Annotated in this window: 19 protein-coding genes; 5 read left to right on the plus strand and 14 right to left on the minus strand. The window is 42.5% G+C overall.

Annotation, left to right across the window (positions count from 1 at the left end; genetic code table 11):
* Positions 1–19: 19 nt before the first annotated feature.
* Positions 20–805 (minus strand): alpha/beta fold hydrolase, encoded by a 786-nt coding sequence (locus V1502_RS13355; RefSeq protein ID WP_409251138.1) that lies wholly within the window; start codon positions 803–805, stop codon positions 20–22.
* A gap of 140 nt (positions 806–945) precedes the next feature.
* Here V1502_RS13355 and V1502_RS13360 point away from each other — a divergent pair, with 140 nt between their 5' ends.
* Positions 946–1,389: an Hsp20/alpha crystallin family protein gene (locus V1502_RS13360; RefSeq protein WP_409251139.1), complete on the plus strand. Its 444-nt coding sequence runs from the start codon at positions 946–948 to the stop codon at positions 1,387–1,389.
* 333 nt (positions 1,390–1,722) lie between these two features.
* On the opposite strand, the gene V1502_RS13365 is transcribed toward V1502_RS13360, so the two are convergent.
* Positions 1,723–2,193 carry a YppG family protein gene (locus V1502_RS13365; protein ID WP_409251140.1) on the minus strand — a complete coding sequence of 157 codons (471 nt, stop codon included), beginning with the start codon at positions 2,191–2,193 and terminating at the stop codon, positions 1,723–1,725.
* Positions 2,194–2,434: 241 nt separating this feature from the next.
* On the opposite strand from V1502_RS13365, the gene yppF reads away from it, so the two are divergent.
* Positions 2,435–2,626 (plus strand): YppF family protein, encoded by a 192-nt coding sequence (gene yppF, locus V1502_RS13370; RefSeq protein WP_409251141.1) that lies wholly within the window; start codon positions 2,435–2,437, stop codon positions 2,624–2,626.
* 129 nt (positions 2,627–2,755) lie between these two features.
* On the opposite strand, the gene V1502_RS13375 is transcribed toward yppF, so the two are convergent.
* From V1502_RS13375 to V1502_RS13385, 3 genes are all read right to left on the minus strand, one after another.
* Positions 2,756–3,112 carry a YppE family protein gene (locus V1502_RS13375; RefSeq protein WP_409251142.1) on the minus strand — a complete coding sequence of 119 codons (357 nt, stop codon included), beginning with the start codon at positions 3,110–3,112 and terminating at the stop codon, positions 2,756–2,758.
* A gap of 541 nt (positions 3,113–3,653) precedes the next feature.
* Positions 3,654–3,914, minus strand: a complete 261-nt coding sequence (locus V1502_RS13380; RefSeq protein WP_409251143.1) for a hypothetical protein — start codon at positions 3,912–3,914, stop codon at positions 3,654–3,656.
* Positions 3,915–4,284: 370 nt separating this feature from the next.
* Positions 4,285–5,286, minus strand: coding sequence for a DUF2515 family protein (locus tag V1502_RS13385; protein ID WP_409251144.1), 1,002 nt, complete (start codon positions 5,284–5,286; stop codon positions 4,285–4,287).
* 113 nt (positions 5,287–5,399) lie between these two features.
* On the opposite strand from V1502_RS13385, the gene recU reads away from it, so the two are divergent.
* Complete coding sequence (recU, locus tag V1502_RS13390) at positions 5,400–6,005, plus strand: Holliday junction resolvase RecU (RefSeq protein ID WP_409251145.1); 606 nt, start codon at positions 5,400–5,402, stop codon at positions 6,003–6,005.
* A 49-nt stretch (positions 6,006–6,054) separates the two neighbouring features.
* Positions 6,055–8,685, plus strand: coding sequence for a PBP1A family penicillin-binding protein (locus V1502_RS13395; protein ID WP_409251146.1), 2,631 nt, complete (start codon positions 6,055–6,057; stop codon positions 8,683–8,685).
* Positions 8,686–8,723: 38 nt separating this feature from the next.
* Here the strand turns inward: V1502_RS13395 and V1502_RS13400 are convergent, their stop codons facing one another.
* From V1502_RS13400 to dinG, 9 genes are all read right to left on the minus strand, one after another.
* Positions 8,724–9,242, minus strand: coding sequence for a YpoC family protein (locus V1502_RS13400; RefSeq protein ID WP_409251147.1), 519 nt, complete (start codon positions 9,240–9,242; stop codon positions 8,724–8,726).
* A complete protein-coding gene (gene nth / locus V1502_RS13405) occupies positions 9,243–9,893 on the minus strand; it encodes an endonuclease III (protein WP_409251148.1) in 651 nt (216 codons plus the stop codon).
* A gap of 118 nt (positions 9,894–10,011) precedes the next feature.
* Positions 10,012–10,719, minus strand: coding sequence for a DnaD domain-containing protein (locus tag V1502_RS13410; RefSeq protein WP_409251149.1), 708 nt, complete (start codon positions 10,717–10,719; stop codon positions 10,012–10,014).
* Between the two features lie 638 nt (positions 10,720–11,357).
* A complete protein-coding gene (asnS, locus tag V1502_RS13415) occupies positions 11,358–12,650 on the minus strand; it encodes an asparagine--tRNA ligase (protein ID WP_409251150.1) in 1,293 nt (430 codons plus the stop codon).
* Between the two features lie 143 nt (positions 12,651–12,793).
* Positions 12,794–13,993 (minus strand): pyridoxal phosphate-dependent aminotransferase, encoded by a 1,200-nt coding sequence (locus tag V1502_RS13420; protein WP_409251151.1) that lies wholly within the window; start codon positions 13,991–13,993, stop codon positions 12,794–12,796.
* 14 nt (positions 13,994–14,007) lie between these two features.
* Positions 14,008–14,484: a DUF5590 domain-containing protein gene (locus V1502_RS13425; RefSeq protein ID WP_409251152.1), complete on the minus strand. Its 477-nt coding sequence runs from the start codon at positions 14,482–14,484 to the stop codon at positions 14,008–14,010.
* Positions 14,485–14,496: 12 nt separating this feature from the next.
* Entirely contained in the window at positions 14,497–14,667 is a 171-nt protein-coding gene (locus tag V1502_RS13430) for a YpmA family protein (protein ID WP_006838066.1), read from the minus strand.
* A gap of 189 nt (positions 14,668–14,856) precedes the next feature.
* The gene (locus tag V1502_RS13435; protein WP_409251153.1) at positions 14,857–15,687 is read right to left on the minus strand and encodes a hypothetical protein; all 831 of its coding nucleotides are present in this window, start codon (positions 15,685–15,687) and stop codon (positions 14,857–14,859) included.
* A gap of 101 nt (positions 15,688–15,788) precedes the next feature.
* Complete coding sequence (gene dinG, locus V1502_RS13440) at positions 15,789–18,590, minus strand: ATP-dependent DNA helicase DinG (RefSeq protein WP_409251154.1); 2,802 nt, start codon at positions 18,588–18,590, stop codon at positions 15,789–15,791.
* 500 nt (positions 18,591–19,090) lie between these two features.
* Here dinG and V1502_RS13445 point away from each other — a divergent pair, with 500 nt between their 5' ends.
* Positions 19,091–20,350 (plus strand): S8 family peptidase, encoded by a 1,260-nt coding sequence (locus V1502_RS13445; RefSeq protein WP_409251155.1) that lies wholly within the window; start codon positions 19,091–19,093, stop codon positions 20,348–20,350.
* The last annotated feature ends 877 nt before the right edge of the window (positions 20,351–21,227 follow it).

Genomic DNA, 21,227 nt, shown 5'->3' on the forward strand with positions numbered 1-21,227 from the left:
CTTTCCCGGCATTAGGAGCTTATTCAGAATCTATAATGAAATTTTTAATTTCCAGTGACAATTTTTCCGGCTCTTCATATAATCCCATATGTCCGGAGTTCTCAAGCACAACCTTCTTTACTTTTGTTCCGTCGGCAGCGAAGGTTTTTTCCGGTGGGACCACTGCATCTTTTGCTCCGGCAGCCAAAAGAACTGGAAGAGAGCTGTTTTGGATAACCGATCGAAAATCTTCCCTGCTGCGCATAGCTTTTAAGGTTTCCTTAGCGCCTGCAGGACTGGTGTGGTACCCAATTTCCTTTACCTTACTGACTTCCGCTTCCAACTCTACCAGCCGGTCCTGATTAAACAGACGGGGAACCAGTCCATCTATGAAAGACTCCATCCCCTCAGAGTCTATTTTCTTTATAGATTCCGTTCGCTTGTCTTTTGCTTGTTCATCATCAGGAAGCGGGGTCGAATGGATCAGCCCAAATCCTTTAAGCTTGTCTGGGAACATTTTCGCAAAGGACAACGTTACATATCCTCCAAGCGAATGACCGAACATATAGACATCCTGCAGCTGCTTCTGATCCATAAAGTAATTAATATCCTTAGCCATATCTTCAATGGAATAACCGCCTTCGGGTATCCCGGATTCTCCATGTCCGCGAAGGTCTACGGCTATTACGCGGAACTGGTCTAATAGGGGAATGACCTTCTCCCAATAATCCGAACTTCCGCAGAAGCCGTGCAACAGAATGACCGTCTGCCCTTCCCCGTGATCTTTATAAGAAAGTTCATTCATTCCGACACGTTGAGTATCCATTGCTACCCCCACCTTTATTCAGAATCTATTGTTTATATTGCCCTTAACTACCTGCTGTAAACGTACATGTACAATAACACATTTTCCATTTGTCCCACATAAAATAATTGGTGAAAACGGTCAGAAAGGAGACAAGTATGATGGATGGTAATCTACCTGATAAAAAGAGACCCAAGTTTGGCGAATTGATGGAATCCTTCTTTCAAGAGAGACCTGTACGCGGAATTCTTGAGAGCATTGATGAATTTTTCTCTTCTCCATTCCCTTATGCAGGCTTCCCAGTAGATCTGAAAGAAACTCAGAATGACTATACAATTACGGTGAAACTGCCTGGTGTAAAAAAGGAGCAAATTGATATTGACATTTTCCAAAATCATGTAAAAATCTCAGTGGAAAACCATGAAATCCACACATCCGAAGACGAAAAATCAAACACCTTTTTCCATAAACAGCTAAAACAACAAAATTCCAGAACCATTCCACTCCCGGGCTTGGTTGATGAAAGAAAAGTCAAAGCTAATTACCAAGATGGACTACTCACCCTTAAGCTGGGAAAACTCAGAGGAAAAAAAGTTGAATTGTAAGATTTGGGCCGTTCAGCGCGTACCGACAGAAGAGCTCCTACAAGAACGGGCTGAATTACTGAACATTCTGTGGCCCCCGAACATACTCAAAACTAAGAAAAATTATTAATTGAAAAAATCCAGAAGCTTTTTATTTCTGGATTTCTTTTTCCATATTGAGGGGTTTGGCCTTTGACTTAACGGGCAGGGAAGGAATTTGACATTGCCTATCCGCTGGTCACTGGAGTTGAAAAACAGCGGAAGCCTCTATAAAACTCAAAAATCCCCGATGAATGACTCTCTCACAACAGAAAAGCTCAGGGATAATCCTGAGCTTTTTCTTCATATAACTTGTTATACCTTAAACATTCCGCCCAGTCCCTTAACCATAGAAGACACCTGTGATACGGCATTCATCATTTGCCCTGCGGTATTCACCATTTTGTTGAAGTCAAGAGAACCATCCTGTGATTTAAAGGAATTCATGATTGTCCCCATGCCCGATGACTGAGGTTTCACCATAAAGCTGCCTTTTGGGTATGGGTTCGTCATGCCGTGGTAATTATTATACCCTGGTTGTTGGGGGTAATAGCTGGGTTCCTCGGGCTGCAGCGGGTTTTGAAAGTATTGATGACTGTAAACAGGCGGCTGTGAATAAAAATTGTAGTTGCCTTGCTGATTTGGATATCCCGCCGGACCATATCCGTACGGAACCTGCGAAGCATATGGCATCTGTTGAAGCTGCTGTGGATTCCATCCTTGATAATTTGTCTGGTATCCGTTGTAGCGGGGAACCGGACTTCTTCTATAAAAATTGTGATCCATTCCATTCATCCTCCTGACAAAGGAATCTCTGCTATAAAGTATGTTTATGCATGAAAAATGTGCAGGAGCCCGGTTCAATAACAGTCTTAAACACACCCCGCACCATTCGACAAGCTGTTATTTTTTGTCGGAAGTTCCATTTTTCTTAAAACTTTAAAAATCAGAAATTCATGTTAGCATAGACTTGTAGGGGAAGCGGATTGGTCCGCCTTATACAAACGTAACAGGGGAGGAATTAGTAATGAATTTAGAAGAAATTCAGCAATTATTTCATGAGAAATACCATTTTGAACCTGCCACATTGAATGAACTTTTGACTTTTGCCCGTAAATGCTACATATTGAATGATATTACCATCAAGGACTACAGGCAGCTTGTCAAAGAGATTGAAGCGGCCTATCCAGTTACAGAATCTCCCACCGTTTCACAATAGGATAATAAGTTAAAGGGACAGAATCTTAGTGATTCTGTCCCTTTTCTGTATCAACCTTTTAAACTGGGCAATCGTTCACCACACGGTATGTGGACTTTCCTTGGAGGGGCGGTTGCATAGCGGGATTACTCAATTGCCTGAAAGCTGATCGAGTACTGTCTTCAATACATACTGCACAGATTGCGAATGACTGATAAATCTTTTATAACTAGCTTTAGGAAAAAATGCTTGAATTGAGATCATTTCAAAATTTTCCGCTGTATTGATAATTTGACTGGGATGAAGATTCTTCGGTCTATCCTCCTTCATCCACTGAAGTGCAATCTCCCTCCAAGAATCAATTTTCTCCTTAGCGTTGTCTGCGAAAGGTTTGACTTCCTGATAAAAATCACCTTCTTCTCCCCGTTCCCTTGTAGCCTTATATATCTTTAAAATTTCATCATTCATTTCCAGGAGTTCAGAAGTTAATTGTTTAAGGTTATTCACTCTGCTCCCTCCTTTGCTTTAATGTTGCTTTAATAAATGAAGCCGATATCCTCACCGGTCCTGGTACGTGACACCGCTGATCACACTGTATTTTTAACTTAATAATTTAAGAACCATCTCCACTTGTAACAGCCTGTATGGGATTTTTCATATAGGCACGGAATTAGACACGAACTTTCAGTGAATTCGCATGGGATACTATACCATTTTTATTTTTTCCGACCAAGGAGGACCGTGAATAATTTAATTTGGTGTCGGGCCATCAAGATCTAGATTCCCACAGGATACCAGCCCATCCGGTTGTTCATACACGCTATAAAGAATCAAGACTTCACCGGAGACCGGCCTATTTTTATACGAGTGAAATAATCTTCCCCATGAACTAAGATTGTTACAACTTTTAACCAACCTTTCACAGTCCGGCCGCATAATGGGCTTATTTAAAACTTTCTGTTTAAGAGTTAAGAATCCATTTGCGAGAATTTTACCGATTTAAGGCAAAAAAAAGCAGCTTGTCAGCTACTTCGATTATCACTTCATTTTATGTGGTTTTATAAGATAATTCAAGATTATTGACCTGACGGGCTCTGTCGAAGGGAGATTCTCCATATAGGCTCATTTTCAGAAGGACTCTGGTCTCAGCTTTGGAATACTTTTTTTCGGCCTTGGCCACCTTTACTTTTCTTTCCGTAATCAAAGCGTTTTTTTCTTCACTTACCTTGTTATTTATTTTTTCTTCCAGGTCATCCAATTGTTTTTCAATATCGGTCAGCAATAAGAGCAGGTCATTCTTGTTCACCATTTTAAAGCCTCCTCGCAATTTGTTTATTACTATATTCTCCCTCTTTTTTCTGCCACCTTCCGGGTTGACAAAACTAGTACTCTTTCGGCAAAGAAAGTCGGAATAGTACATACTTCCTAAAGATTTTCGACAGAATAACTGCATGAAATTCAGACGAATTTAGAACAATAGTAGGAGGAGGTGTTAAGGGATTATGGCGAAGAACGAAAGCAAAGAACAAAGAATTAAAGAGGCAAAACGAAATGAAGCAAAAGCTGGACAAGGCAATCCAAAATTGGCAGGTCCGGACCGTCCATCCACTTAATATAACAAACAGTAGTCTAAAAGTGCCGGCAAGCTCATTATCGGAGCTAACCGGCACTGTTTTGCATTACTTGCGGAAAATCTCTTCTATTTTAATCAGTTTCTGAAGCTGTCTCTGTTTATGAAAATACCATTCCGTTAATTTCACGGGTTCTTTAAACCTTGAGGGCCTGAACCATTTGTTTTTCACTTTTCTCACTTCTGACCAATCACTCAAGGGTTCGTGAATATGATGCTCCACTTCACGATAGACGGTTCTTAGAATCGGCGTTCCTGTAAAAGGGGCATGGGGACAGAAACGTTCATAGTCTCTTCTTGATCCGGTCGGCTCAGTAGATAGTGCAAACTCTTTAAAGTAAAAATATAAATCTTTCCTGAACAGAATTTGGGATAGCCTGTTCCCGAGGGAAATTCGGCGGTCGAGCTTTCTGAAATCACTAACACTCGCTCCGTATAGGTTTCCCCCCTTAGTAGGAAAAACGACGGAACTGAAATGAAAATGGTCCTCAAGAAAAAACAAATTAGTCTTAAACACCCTGCGTTTGTATACCGGGTGTTGCAAGACAGGTTCCTCTATCACATTCTGTTCATTAATGATAAGAGACTGCATTAGCCTGTCCCGGTCCCCGCTCTCCCAGAATATCTTCCATTCATATTGCATGAATCCCGACACAAAAAATTCACGAAATAAATGAAACATTTCTTCCTTCATTTCCGTCTTATAATGATGTATCAGCAACTGAGGAAATACATCCTGAAAAATCAGCCAATTCGCCCTTTCATATGTAAGAAAAAGCGATTTCCGGGTGTCCTTATCAATGACCGAGGGAAGCCAGGCACCTTTCAGGTCACACATATTCCAGCCTGCATTGCGGGACACCATCGAGGCTAAAAAAGACCATTTTATTTCAGGATGTAATAGGTAATACTCTTGGTAAGCCTTTGTTCTTGAAATATTATCCCGATTATATTGAAAGGTCTTTTCGCGAATGATGGAGATTAGTTGTTCATGAGTTTCAATGCTCGAGCAATCGGGTAAAAACGGTTGAAAAAAGGATATTTTGTTCATATAAACCGCCTCGTTCGTCATTATAGGGTTATGTTAACGAGATTTAGGCAATTTTATTCACCCATCTTCTTGACGTATCTGATATGATATAGATTAGTTTGCGAGGTGTGAATATGAACTTCCATTATCCCAATGGGAAAAAATTTATTGCGAAAACTTCTCCAGCCGCTAAAAAGCCGGCTGCAAAGAAAGTCTCATACAGTAACCGGGGGATGACACTTGAGGAAGATATCAATGAAACCAACCAATATTACTTAGTTAACGGTATCGCCGTCATTCATAAAAAGCCTACGCCGGTTCAAATTGTAGATGTCCACTATCCCCAGCGAAGTGCTGCTGTCATTAAGGAAGCTTATTTCAAGCAGCCATCGACAACAGACTATAATGGACTGTACCGAGGCAGATATATTGATTTTGAAGCAAAAGAAACAAGGAACAAAACATCGTTTCCGCTGCAAAACCTCCATACTCACCAAATCCAGCATATGAAACAGGTGGATGAACAGGATGGAATTGCTTTTATATTGATACGCTTTTCGGCGACAGAAGAAATATTTTTCATGAAATTTAAAGAGCTTTATAAATATTGGGAAAGGATGGAACGGGGCGGTCGAAAATCAATCAAGAAGGAAGAGATTGAAAAAGACGGGGTTAAAATCGCATTAGGTTTACACCCGCGCATCGATTATCTAAAAACCGTTCAGTCTATATATTTGTGAAAAAACAGGATATCTCTTGCGCTAGCTTCAGCTGTAGCAGGGAGATGAGATGAAAGTGAGGAAACACACTATGTCTGGACAATATAAATCCAGGGAAGAAAAACGCCTTGCAAAACAAAAAGCTAAGGGGAAAGAGAAGGGTAAGAAGAAAACATTTTTCGCCAAGGCTATTATCAGTTTATTTATCACCGGGATCATCGGCATGCTTTCCGGGGCAGGATTGTTCGCTTATTACGCGAGCCAAGCACCCGAATTAGATGAGTCACTCCTCAAAGATCCGATTGCTTCTGAGATTTTTGATATGAACGGAGACCTGATTACAACCGTCGGAACCGAAAAAAGGGATTATGTCAATTACGAACAGATCCCCCCTCTTATGGAAGATGCCATTCTTGCCACTGAGGACAACCGCTTTTACAAACATAATGGAATTGACTTGATCCGCCTAGGCGGTGCCGTCATTGCCAACGTTACAAACGGTTTTGGTTCTGAAGGTGCCAGTACCCTGACTCAGCAGGTCATCAAAGGGTCTTTCCTGACTTCTGAGAAAACTCTGGAACGGAAAGCACAGGAAGCCTGGCTTGCCGTTAAATTGGAACAGGATTATACGAAAACCGAAATCTTTGAAATGTATTTTAATAAAGTCTATATGTCGGCCGGTTTAAATGGTTTTGGTACAGCTTCAACCTACTACTATGGTAAAGACTTAAAAGACTTAGAGCTGCATGAAGCGGCCCTGCTTGCAGGCATGCCGCAAAGCCCTAATAACTACAATCCTTTTGATTATCCTGAAAAAGCTGAAAAGAGAAGAAACATTGTTCTCAGCTTGATGCATCAGCACGGAAAAATCACACAGGAAGAAATGGAACAGGCACAAGCCATTCCTGTCACTGAATCTCTTGTATCCGAAGAAGCAAGAGAAGAAAGGGCTACCGACAAATATCAGGCGTTCATCGATGTAGTCATCGATGAAGTTGCCGAGCTTGGCGACTATAACCTTTTCACAGACGGCTTAAAAGTTTACACTACGGTGGACCCAAATGCACAGGAGCGTGTAGAAGCCATCCTTGCTGGAGAAGCAATTGACTTTGCCTATCCAGAGAGATTTGAAGAATTAATGCAAGCCGGGATAACACTCCTGGATACACAAACAGGTGAAATCAGAGCAATTGGCGGCGGCCGCAACTATGGCGAAATAAAGCGTGGATTTAATTATGCTGTTGATGCCAAGAGACAGCCTGGCTCTACAATCAAACCCCTGCTTGACTATGGTCCTGCTATTGAATACCTAAATTGGTCAACATATCATCAAATTAATGATGAGCCTTATCAGTATACGAATACAGACACGAATATCAATAACTGGGATAAAAGATTCAAAGGCTACATCTCCATCCGTGAAGCACTATGGGATTCACGAAATGTACCTGCTGTAAAGGCCTTGCAGGAAGTCGGGTTGGAAGAAGCTAGAGGTTTCCTTGGAGGATTAGGCATTAATTTCGAACAAGTATTTGAAGCCTATGCCCTAGGGGGAACACCGGGCGTCAATTCGGTACAGATGGCAGGAGCGTATGCCGCGTTTGGAAATGAAGGAATTTACAACAAGCCTCATTCAGTCACAAGGATTGTTCTCAGAGACGGTGAAACAGAAGTGACTGTAGATCCAGAATCAAAGACTGTCATGAAGGATTATACAGCCTATATGATTACAGATATGCTGAAGGATGTATTGAAACCTGGTGCAACAGGTATCTACGCTAATGTACCAGGCTTGGCGATGGCCGGTAAATCCGGTACAACCAACTATACTGAGGAAGACAGAGCGAAGTTCAATGTAGCATCAAATGAAGCGCCGGATTCATGGTTTGTCGGCTATACAACCAATTATACCGCTTCAGTTTGGACGGGTTACAGCGACAGAAAGTATCCATTGAATCCACAGGAGCGGCATATTGCCCAATACATCGTAAAGGATATCATGAGTTACGTATCACAGGACATCGACACTCCTGATTTCAAGAAACCTAAGAGTGTTGTGGAATCACCTGTCGAGAAAGGCTCGAACCCTGCCCGCCTTCCAAGTGATTATACTCCTGAAGACGAGATCACTTATGAACTCTTTGTCCGGGGAACGGAACCGAGCCAGGTTTCAGAACAATATGATAAGCTGCCTGGGCCTGTTGGATTGGAAGCTGAATTTGATAATGACGAGAAAACTATCACTCTAACTTGGGACTACGAGGATGAAAATCGCAAACCTAGCTTCGAGGTAACCGGATCCTTCAATAATGAAGAAGCTAAAGTTCTATCTACTACTCCTGAAAAAGGCTTGATTGTCGAAAATATTGCTGCTGACGGTACCTATACATTCACCGTTACTGCTGTAGATGGGGAGCAGCGCAGTGAGCCTGCAACAGTTACCGTAACGGTTCAAAATCAGGAAGAGCCTGAAGAAGATGAAGATTCACACGAAAACCCTGAAGATGAAGAAAACCAAGAAGGCAACAATGAAGACAATGAAGACCAGGATGACGAAGGTGACGGCGAGGGCAATGAGAATGAAGATGAAACAAATCCTCCTGCCGAAGATAACACTGGACAAGGAAATAACAATAGCGCAGGTAATGGAAATAACGCAACTAACGGTACACGAAATAACAATACCAATAGCCAAGATTAATAAAACAGCGTCTGACCTCAGGTCAGACGCTGTTTTTCTTATCTATGCTTTTGAATGGCTTGATGTTTTGCGTATTGTTTCATTTGCTCAATAAACAACTGATCTAATTGTTTATAGGAGTGAAATAATGCTGGCTGCATCATTACAAAACCCAGCCTTTCCCCAACATTAACCGGTTTCACCACCATGTACTGCAGTTCTTTTTCCCAACTTGCCGGCTGGGCTGGCATACCGTTTGTCCAGAAAAGATACATCATGAAATGCCCTATAGCCTTTTTCATCAGCGAGTTAACTTTTTCAGCCGACCTCACAGTATACACTTCATTCAGTTTCTCCCGGAGAACATGCCATTCCCCTTCCGCTTCTTTAATTTGGGCAGCATTTTCCCATGGCGCCAAAGTATCTAAAAGCTTATTGTAATAGAGGATTTCTAAAGAGAACACAGGATGCAAAGGGTCCGGCTGCAGGCTGTTTATTGAAACCTTTTCCTCCACATCCTGATAAAATAAAGGATGTTGTACTTGTTCTGGGACAGATAAGCAAATAATATTCTCCACCTACTTTTTCCTCTTCATGCGCTTTTGGCCTTCCCTGCATAGATGAAGGAGCGGACAAATCTCACATTGAGGAGATTGGGCTTTGCAATGATACCTTCCGAAAAAGATCAATCGATGATGGGTATCCGTCCATTTTGCCCGCGGTATCTTTCTCATTAAGGTTTTTTCAACCTCTAACACACTGTCTTTCCAGCGGCAGATTGCCAGCCGTTTGCTTACCCTTTCGACATGGGTATCTACTGCCAGCGCCGGTTCTCCGAATGCTACCGATACCACTACGTTTGCTGTTTTACGACCGACTCCCGGCAGCTTCACCAGCTCATCTCTCGATTGAGGCACTTCTCCTCCATATTCTTCCAAGAGAATTTCACAAAGGCTTCTAATGTTCTTTGCCTTATTTCTGTATAAGCCGATTGAACGTATATCCTGTTGAAGCTCTTCCAGACTGACTGCAAGATAGTCTTCCGGTGTCTTATATTTTTCAAACAGCGTTTTCGTTACTTTATTGACCAGCACATCTGTGCACTGTGCTGATAACAGGACAGCGATTACCAAATCAAACGGATTACGATGATTCAATTCACAATGAGCATCAGGAAACATCTTTTCCATTTCCGTCAGGCAATACTCGATTTGACTTTTGTTCAACATAATTATTCACCACTACTATTTTGTTTATATTAAGTATGTATTCCCCTATATTACATCATTAAAAACAGGGAATGCCACATCCATCGTGACATTCCTTCTTAGCTGACTTCCTGAACAATTACTGCTCAAGCCAATTATAAAACGGTACAGTTTTCTTATCCGATTGCGAAGATTGAGGTGCAGACTGCACTTTTTGGTGAGGCCTGAATCGCTCCCCATGCTTTTTGGCCTGCTCAATGGTTTTCACACCGTTCTTTTTCCATTCAAACAAAATCCGGTCAATGTACCGAAAATTGAGCTTGCCGGAAATGACAGCTTCGCGTAATGCCGCCTTAATAATGACCGCATTATGTTCGTCCTGGTCTACCCACATAGCAAGCGTTTCACATTCCAACGGTGATAGCGGCCGGCTGAACTCTTGCTCAAAAACAGTATAAAGATCTGTTTCATCAAGACGCGTTTTTTCCATGCTGTCTGATTTACTTTCTGACATTACAAACTCAGCAAGTTTGGTCCATAACGGTTTCAATGAATATTTCTCATAAAGGATTCCACTCTGTGAATGCCCTTCTTCTATGGCAATAAATTGGTTCTGAACAAGCCTTCTGAGAATAGATGAACACTCTTCACTGGAGAAACTCATTTTGGAGGAAAGTTCTTCAGGAGTAGGAAAGTCGTTGCCTTTTTCAATAAAAGAAAAGACTTGAAGCAGCAAAACAAAATCTGATTCACTCAACCCAAGTTTATGATAATTGGAAAGCAGAAGTTGAGGGATGCTTACAGTACCCTCTTCCATCCAGCTGACCATCAGTTGTTTATAATCCATTATACGCCCACCTCTATATTAGTATATCATGATGAAAGAAACACTGAACATGGAAAAGACTACAAAGTAAAATCAAAAGCACAAACGGCCGTCCAGCGCCGTACGGATTGTAGGGCTCCTGGATGAGATAAAGGAAACACTACGAACATAGGGAGTCGATGTTCATTTCCTATTGGCCAAGAATACATTAAAACTCAGAAAAGTTTATGACAGAAAAAAAAACCAGAAGCCGATTTTTTTCTAAGTTCCTTTTGGGACGCGGCAAGGAAATGAACTTGTTGACTTATCGTAAGAAAGGAGCCTGAAATCCGCTAGGCGCTGACCGATGGAGCCTTTCTTAAACGACTCTCCATCGTCCCTCTACAAGACGGTTATAGGACGTATTTTCTAATATGACTCGCTATCGTCCTTTACAACTCCGCTATAGGTCGGTAATTTCTAATTCGACCCACTATTGTCCTTTACAACCCCGCTATAGGTCGTTAACTTCTAAAATCGACTCACTATCGTCCTTTACAACCCCGTAAAGCCGTCCTAGAGGATTAATAAAATCCAAACACTTATAACCGTAGTAAAATCCATCAAGATAAAAACGACTGCCTTGGCCCAAGCACAAGACAGTCGTTTTTTATTAAAGATTAAGGATAGAGACGGTTCAATAATCTTGGGAATGGGATGGATTCGCGTACGTGCTCGACGCCGCTGATCCATGCCACTGTTCTTTCCAATCCAAGTCCGAATCCGGAGTGAGGCACAGAACCGTATTTACGTAATTCCAGATACCACTTGTAAGCTTCCGGATCAAGATCGTGTTCCTTGATGCGCTGGCTTAGGATTTCGTGATCATGCAGACGCTCGGAACCTCCGATGATTTCTCCGTAGCCTTCTGGAGCGATCAAGTCGGCACACAGCACAACATCCTCGCGATTTGGATCAGGCTGCATGTAGAATGGCTTCAATGACGTTGGGTAATGAGTGATGAACACGGGTTTGTCATAGCTTTCTGCAATTGCAGTCTCGTGCGGAGCCCCAAAGTCGTCTCCCCACTCAATATCATCAAATCCTTTTTCCTTAAGGAATTCGATTGCATCATCGTAAGTGATACGCGGGAACGGTGTCTTGATATTTTCAAGCTTGGCTGTATCACGTCCGAGCCTTTCCAGTTCCAATTTGCAATTTTCGAGTACAGACTGAACGATATGGGACACATATTCTTCCTGCACTTTCAGGCTGTCTTCATGCTCGTAAAAGGCCATCTCAGGCTCAATCATCCAGAACTCAATAAGATGACGGCGTGTTTTAGACTTTTCGGCACGGAATGTCGGACCGAAAGAGAATACTTTCCCTAAAGCCATGGCCGCTGCTTCCATGTATAATTGACCACTTTGGGACAGGTAGGCATCTTCATCGAAGTACTTCGTATGGAAAAGCTCTGAAGTCCCTTCTGGAGCACTTCCTGTCAGGATTGGCGGGTCCACTTTCACGAATCCTTCTTTATTGAAGAATTCATATGTCGCACGGATGATTTCATTTCTCACCTTCATCACCGCATGCTGGCGGCGGGACCGGAGCCATAAATGACGATTGTCCATCAAGAATTCAGTTCCATGTTCTTTTGGTGTAATCGGATAGTCTACAGATTCATGAATGACCTCGATACCTTTCACCTGCATTTCATATCCGAAAGGAGAACGGCTATCCTCCTGAATGACACCAGTTACATATAAAGATGTCTCTTGTGTAATGGATTTGGCTTTTTGGAAGATTTCTTCTTCCACTTCACTCTTTACGACTACACCTTGAATGAAGCCTGTACCATCTCTTAGTTGAAGGAAAGCGATCTTTCCACTTGACCTTTTATTCGCAAGCCATGCGCCGATGGTCACTTCTTCTCCAACATGCTTACTTACTTCTGCAATTGTTGTTTTCACTTTATTCCCTCCAAAAACTCAACACACTTATGTATCAATTTGTTTTTATTATACATTTCCCGACATACCCAGGCAACAAAGAAACGCTGCCTCCATGGCAGCAGTTTACGGCAGCAGCCAATGGCTGCCGCCGGTTATCCTGCTTATTTCGACTCTTCGATTTTTTGATTGACAAAAGAGTGCATTCTCTCTAACGCCTTTTCAAATAAGTCAAGTGAAGTGGCGTATGACAACCGTATGTTATCAGGAGAGCCAAATCCAGAGCCTGGAATGACAGCAACCTCAGCCTCTTCAAGCAGGGCTTTGACAAAAGAATCAACTGACTCATACCCGCTCAACTGAGCCGCTTCCTTCACATTAGGAAAAAGATAGAATGCTCCTTGCGGCTTTAAGCAATTGAATCCTGGAATGGCATTCAACTTTTCAAAGACAATGTTCAACCTTTCTTCAAAAGCTCTTCTCATTTCTTCAACAGGCTCCTGTGTCCCCTCATAGGCCGCAATCGATCCGTACTGAGATGTAGTTGTCGGATTAGAGGTAGAATGGCTTGCCAGGTTCGTCATTGCTTTAATGATCTTTGCATCACCAGCTGCATAACCAATCCTCCACCCTGTCATTGAATGAGACTTGGAAACGCCGTTGATGACGACAGTCTGTGCTTTCAACTGAGGAGAGATCTCTGCAATCGAAACGTGGGCATTACCTTCATATACTAACTTTTCATAGATCTCATCTGACACGATGAGGATATTTTTCTCCAGGCAGACCTGCCCTATTGCTTCCAGCTCTTCCTTGCTGTAAAGCATACCTGTCGGGTTGCTTGGAGAATTGAAGATAACGGCTTTTGTTTTATCTGTAACTGCTTCCTTTAATTGCTCAGGAGTAATTTTGTATTCATTCTCTTCCCTGCCGTCAATGAATATAGGATTGCCTCCTGCAAGTTTCACTTGTTCAGGGTAGCTTACCCAGTAAGGTGTTGGGATAATGACTTCATCTCCTTCATTAAGAAGGACCTGGAAGAGTGTGTATAAGGCATGTTTTGCACCGCTTGTGACAATCACTTCCGAGGGCTCGTAAGAAATACCTTGGTCATTTTTAAATTTATTGATGATGGCATCCTTTAATCCAGCAAGTCCTCCAGCAGGAGTGTATTTTGTATGCCCTTCTCTCATTGAAGCCGCAGCAGCAGATATAATATGTTCCGGTGTATTGAAGTCAGGCTCTCCTGCTCCAAGCCCGATTACATCGATGCCTTTGGACTTCATTTCTTTTGCTTTTGCTGTAATGGCCAGGGTTGTTGAAGGTGTTAACGCACTGACCCTTTCCGCTAATTCCCATTTCATCCACATTTCCTCCTTTAAAGATTTTCTATCTTTCTCCACCATTCACCGGTCTCAAAGAGAAGATAATAATAGTTTAAATGCTCGTTTTCATCCAGATATGTCAGCTCCCAAACTGGACCGACGCTCTCCATGCCCAGTTTGACAGAGAGGATTTCATTTACATCGTTTTCATCATTCAGTTTATTAATTGCGGCTTCTTTCGAGATGCCATCCGCCCATTTTTTCACAATAATTTCGGCTTCTTTTTTTTCCGGGACCCAAACGATGATTTTTTCGCCGGAAGTATTTTCTCCGGTGATGACCACATAGGAATTCTTTCCGTTGTAGAGGGAAACATCTTCGGTGGAGGCAATCTCCGTTTCCGATTGTGCCCTTTGTAAAGCAACCTCCGCCTTTTCATTCACAGGCGATCTGGCATTTAAGAAAACGGCAATCATAGAACCTATAATCACAATCGTCAGTAGTACGACAAAAAATATGGTTTTTTTCATTTCATCACTTCTTTATGTACGATATATTGTAAAGATTGCCTGCTCCTGGTCCTCAGGATCCAAAGCAAGGCCGAACATCAGGTCTCTTTCTTTCAATGTACGATTTAGAGCATCGACCACTTTATAAAAGTCAGGTGAATGCTGGATCTTAACTGTTGATAATACTTCAATTTTGCTTTCCAAAGAAATTCCCCCTTACATCACAAAAATTGTTACTAATATTGAACATGGATTAAGACACAATAACAGTAGAACCATTACCCATTATAACAGCATTTAAGCCTGATCCGAACACAATCAAACAAAAATAATTCTAAACCACACACATTTCTTCCGGGGGCTGTCTAAGCAGTCCTCTCTTCACTTTTTTTACTATCCAAGCACCTGGTTCTCTTCGGGAAAGGTAATGACTTCGTAATTATTTTCATTGAATTTTATGGTGATAAGTCCATGTTGTCCCGTGAAATAAACATCAATCCAGCTTTCATGAAACAATTCGAGCAAGTCCGTATTTATATACTTTTTCTTCTCACGGTAAAAAATGGCTGTCTGAGGATCAATATGATTCAACAGCCTTTCCGATAAAAGTTCCGTTTTATCATATAAAGGAACTTTCAATATATTTACATCATTCAATTGTTCATTGATTAGAGAATCTTCCGCAATCCTTGAATGTGAACTAAGCCATAAAAAACGATGAGGCAATGCTGTAACTGTGAAGTCGAGCCCTTCATTCGCCTGATTTCCTTCATACATTATGTCAATGGCAACCTCTTGATTCAATGGAAGTTTTTCACCTTTGACCAACGAACGGATATTGAGGCCAGGAATGAAAAACCCTTCCGCAAGCTTGGAGCCTGTCAGGATCTCCTCTACTCCCCACTTTTCGGTGATTACTTTAAGTGATTCCGGATGATATTCTTTAGGGTCAGTGACCAGGACTCCCTTGATTTTCTGCACACCGTACTTATTTAAGATTGACTCCAGATCCTTCAACTCTGTACTTTCTCCTGTGTTGACCAGGTAGTTGATTCCCTCTGGGAGGTGGATGACGGCAACTTCACCTTTGGCAAACGGCAGAAAAGAAAGAGCAAACTCGTCAGGTTTCAGCTTTAGATCCACCTGCGGATCAGCTGCTATTATATTCCCTTCTGAAGACAGAAAAAACATCAGCAGCAGGAATGTCATTATTAAGCGTCTCATGACGAACATACCTCCCCATTACACTTCTACATATAGAGTACGTTAATCATGAAAATTTATCCGGTAATAAAGGACTTGCCGGATAAAAAACACTATAGAAGTCAAAGCCAATCTTCAATCAATTCCACCATATCATGCAGCTCTCCCTGTCTTACAGGCATGTCCGGAATCGAGTCCAGGAAGGCCTTCCCGTATCTTGCAGTGATGATCCGCCTGTCAAATACGATGACGATTCCCCTGTCAGTACTTCGTCTTATCAGTCTGCCAACTCCCTGCTTAAAACGCAGGATCGCTTCAGGGAGTGAGTAATGAGAAAATGGATTTTTCCCTTCATTCTTTAGAAGCTCACTTTTAGCCTGGGCCACCGGTTCATCAGGCGGGGAAAAAGGCAGCCGAACAAGGACAAGGCAGGACAAGTCTTCCCCGGGAATATCCACACCCTCCCAGAAGCTGCTTGTCCCGAAAAGAATGGCCTTATCAAACCGCTGAAAATTCTTTGTCAGCCTGGTCCTGCTTCCACTGGAAATCCCTTGTGCCATTAGTACAAAGTCTTCAAGAAGACCACTGTCTTTCATAAGGTCATGGGTTTTTCTCAGCATATCATAGGCAGTGAACAGGACGAGCATCCTTCCCTTCGTGGCTTGTGCCACACCTATCAAATGTGCTGCTATCGACTCTACATATTCATCCAGCGAGACATTTTGAATCTCAGGGACATCTGTTGGGATGAACAGCTTTGTCATTTCGTTATACTGAAAGGGAGAGGAAATTCGGACAGTGTCCACGTCCTGACTGGATAGTCCCAATTCGTCTTGGTAGTATTTGAATGAATTTTGCACAGTCAAGGTAGCTGAAGTCATAATCACACATTTCTTTTCACTAAAAAACGAATTGTTTAACTTCTCTCCTACAGATGCCAGCTGAGACTGAATCATCAGACTGTTTGGCAGAGAGCGTAAATCGCCTTCCAGCCAAATGACGTCTTTTTCCGATGGTGATACAAACACATCCCGGAAATTTGACCTCAACTCGCTCCATTCCACTATGAAACTGTAGAATTCCTCTAATGATGCTTTCTCAGAGTCATCAAGAGCATTCTCCTTCTCTTTCATCTTACGCAAACGGCTGTCCATTTCCGTTTCAATTTTTTTCATGGCAGAGATTACTCTTTCAACACTCATGACTGCCGGCAACCACTCCGATGAGGTAAGCAGCGAATGAGTCAGCCGCATCTGGATTTTCTGAATTCCTTTCCTCCTATTTGAGTGTTTTAGGAAAAGAGAAGTGATGACTGAAAAGCATTCCTCAATTTCTCTATAAAAATCATGTACAATCTGATCTAACTCAAACGAATGGAGATCTGATTTAATAGAATATTTCTCCAGCATATTTTCTAACTTATGATACAGCTGTTTATGGTCCAACGCTCCTAATTGACCGATGACAAACTTGGCAGACAGGTAATCAATAACTTTCCCAAAATGTGTACGTGCTGATTTCTCCAGATGATGGGCTTCATCGATAATGACGGTATCATACGGAGGCAGCAACTTTCTATCGCTGACAAGGTCGGCCAGGAGCATTGAATGGTTGGTAATGATTAAGTCCGCTTTTTTGGACATATTGCGGGCATGAAGATAGAAGTCCTTTCCGATCCAGGGGTCTTTCTTGATATGCCATCCATCATGCCTGATCCTGTTCCAGAATAATCTTCCCCCGCTGCTCAGGTTCAGTTCATCCACATCGCCGGTTTCAGTTGTAGTCAACCAGACGAGAATCTGCATTTTTGTAATGGCGATATCGTAATGATTATCTTCTTCTGTCAATGACTGTTCAAACTTAAACAAATTCAAATAGTGATTCTTGCCTTTCAGAAGTACTGCGTGAAAAGGGAAATCAATCATCCCCCGAAGGAAGTTAATTTCTTTCTCAAGCAATTGCTCCTGCAGCTGAATCGTATAAGTACTCACTACAACGGGAACACCTTTTTGTTTACTGTAATAGACAGCGGGGAGCAGGTACCCCAAGGATTTCCCAACTCCGGTCCCTGCTTCGATGATCAAATGCTTATTGGCTGTCATTGCTTCATACGCTTTATCCATCATCAAATACTGGCCATCTCTTTTTTCAAATTCCGCTATGGCAGAGGATAACAGTGCCTTTTTATCCTCTTCTCCTGCTGGAAAGGGTAATGCGGATTTTTCATAGCCAGACTGCGGCAGATCCTCTTTCCTTTTCAATGCAATCCCCCTGAATACTTCAAGTTCAGGGTGGATATCAGGTACTGACTTCCGTTTATGAGCAAGAATGTTGGAAAACAGCATGGACAAGTCACTTTTAAGCCAAGCTGAGAGCTTCTCCAGTTGTTCAAGCGTCACGAGAGGAAGCTTTGTCAATACTTCTATAAAATAAATTAAAAGCTCAGCCGTTACCAGTGCATCACTATCTGCCTGATGAGGCCGGCTATGGTTCAACGAGAACCTGTCCGATAGTTCAGTCAGTTTATAACTGTCAGCAGTCGGCAGCGTAATCTTCGCCAGCTCAACAGTATCAAAAGAAGGGCCGGAAAAAGGATTATACCCGGCCTCTTCTAATTCAGACTGTAAAAATCCCAAATCGAAGGAAACATTATGTGCACAAAAAACAGCCCCGTCCAGCAACTCCAGAACCTTTGGAGCAATTTCGGAAAATTCAGGGGCATCTTTCACCATTTCATCGTTGATCCCTGTCAGTTCCTCAATAAAAGAAGGAATGCTAATGCCGGGATTCACAAATGTCGTATACGAATCTACAACAGTTCCTCCTTGGACCACCATTGCAGCTAATTGAATAATTTTATCCCCTTTTTTCGGGGAATTTCCTGTAGTCTCCAAATCCACTACAACTATTTTATGAGGTACCATAAAATCACACAGCCTTTGTCTTCTCTCTTTATCTTCACAAGTGTACCATAATTCCTTGCAGCAGAGCCAGAAGGGAGCGAGTAGAAATACTGTTTCAATCGACCATTTCGAGTAGAAATTTAGTGAATCAACAAGTATGAAAGCTTCACCACTAAACTCTTATTTTATCCACTTATATAGAATACCTCTACAAAATCCCAACCAGTCACTCCCATTTCAATCATATGCCCAAAAGAATATGCCTTTTTATGTCATTTCTGTAGGATTAATGTCTTGCTTCTTCCAAAATATAGAAGGGCAAAAATGTGTGAGTAAATATCCAAATTAAGGATAAGGACTATACCTTTATCCTAGAAATCTTTAAAGATTCTTACTTCTAATCATTCGTGTTCGATTACCATCATGCTCTTAGTCCTCTTTTAAACTTAAAAATATTCTGCTAAGTTTTAGTTGCACGAAAATACAAAATATTAAATCATTTTCAAGAAAGGATGTTGTACATGAAAAAATCTTCGAAATTCTTAGGGACCCTTCTTTTGGGAGCCGCTTTAATTTCTCCTTCCTTCGGGGTGCAGGCAGCAGAAAAGGCTCAGGAGGCGGATAAAGGCCAGGAAAAATTCAGAGTGTACATACAATCTGAAAAAAGCAATTTCAAAAAAGAAGCAAAGAACAAGTATGGTTCAAGATGGGATCTCGATGAGGAGACATTTTCTACAACTGTGACACAAAGCCAATATGAAGCTCTTCAAAAGAATAAAAATCTATCTGTTCAAAAAGTGTCACAGGTACAACTTGTGCTTCCAGGAAGCTCAAATAAATCTGTATCTCCTACTGACCAAACACCATGGGGCATCGAGGCAATGTACGAGGATCCCACCATTCAAGCAACCAGCGGCGGTGAAAATATCCGCGTAGCGGTATTAGACACTGGAGTAAAAACCAACCACCAAGATTTAGAAAATAATGCGGAACAGTGTAAGGACTTTACCGGACTTCTAGTTCCTTTGAAAAATGGGAGCTGTTCAGATTTACATGGTCACGGAACACATGTTGCAGGAAGTGTCCTTGCAGATGGCGGAGATGCAGGCACAGGAATTTACGGAGTTGCACCCCAATCCAAACTTTGGGCTTACAAAGTCTTAGGGGACACAGGAATGGGCTTCTCTGACGACATAGCTGCTGCCATCCGCCATGCTTCTGACGAAAGCAAGCGTCTTGGAGTGAATTTGGTCATTTCCATGTCTCTTGGTTCAGACGGTAAAGATGAACTTATTTCCGAGGCAGTAAAATATGCTAACACAAACGGAACTCTTGTGGTTGCGGCAGCTGGAAACTCTGGTCCTGACGAAAACACAATTGGATATCCAGGCGGGCTGAAAGAAGCAGTCGCCGTGGCTGCACTCGAGAATACTTTCGAAAATGGAACATACCGCATTGCTGATTTTTCTTCCAGAGGCAACCCTGCAACAGACGGGGACTATGTTATCGGTGAACAGGACGTAGAAGTATCCGGTCCTGGCCGCGATATCCTGTCTACGTGGAATGACGGAAATTACAATACAATCAGCGGCACCTCAATGGCCACGCCGCACGTCTCAGGTCTTGCTGCAAAAATTTGGGCCCAGAACCCTTCTCTATCAAACTCTGACTTGAGATTAGAACTGCAAAACAGAGCGAAAGCTAACGATATACTGGGAGGCTTACATGCATCCCAGGGTGATGATATAGCATCCGGCTTTGGTTTCCCGACAGTGAAGTAAGAGTAGTAAAATAATTAAGCGGCCAACACATATGTTAGACTCCCCTTCAGGGAAACATTCCAAAAACCTTTGAGTTTGAGCAGGTGAGGAATGATACCTGAAGGGGTTTTTCTATGAACTACGCGGGGTCTCATTTTGTGGTTCCGTCCCAAATGAAGTATTGGGCGGACGACGCGCAGGGGATCATTTCGTGGTTTTCATCCAAATGAAGTACTGCGCGCATGACGCGCGGGGTTTCATTTTGTGGTTCTGGTCCAAATGAAGTATTGCGCGGAAGACGCGCGGGGTATCATCTCGTGGTTTTCATCCAAATGAAGTACTGCGCGGAAGACGCGCGGGGTATCATCTCGTGGTTTTCATCCAAATGAAGTACTGCGCGGAAGACGCGCGGGGTATCATCTCGTGGTTTTCATCCAAATGAAGTACTGCGCGCACCACGCGCAGGGGATCATTTCGTGGTTCCGTCACAAATGAAGTACTGCGCGGAAGACGCGCGGGGTATCATCTCGTGGTTTTCATCCAAATGAAGTACTGCGCGCACCACGCGCGGGGTCTCATTTTGTGGTTCTGATCCATATGAAGTATTGTGCGGAAGACGCGCGGGGTATCATCTCGTGGTTTTCATCCAAATGAAATACTGCGCGCACCACCCCAGGGGTCTCATTTTGTGGTTCTGATCCAAATGAAGTATTGGGCGGACGACGCGCGGGGTATCATCTCGTGGTTTTCATCCAAATGAAGTACTGCGCGCACCACGCGCAGGGGATCATTTCGTGGTTCCGTCACAAATGAAGTACTGCGCGCACCACGCGCGGGGTCTCATTTTGTGGTTCTGATCCAAATGAAGTACTGCGCGCACGTCAGCAATTGAATTTGG

It is taken from the genome of Rossellomorea sedimentorum (assembly GCF_046237645.1).
Classification (GTDB): Bacteria; Bacillota; Bacilli; order Bacillales; family Bacillaceae_B; genus Rossellomorea; species Rossellomorea sedimentorum.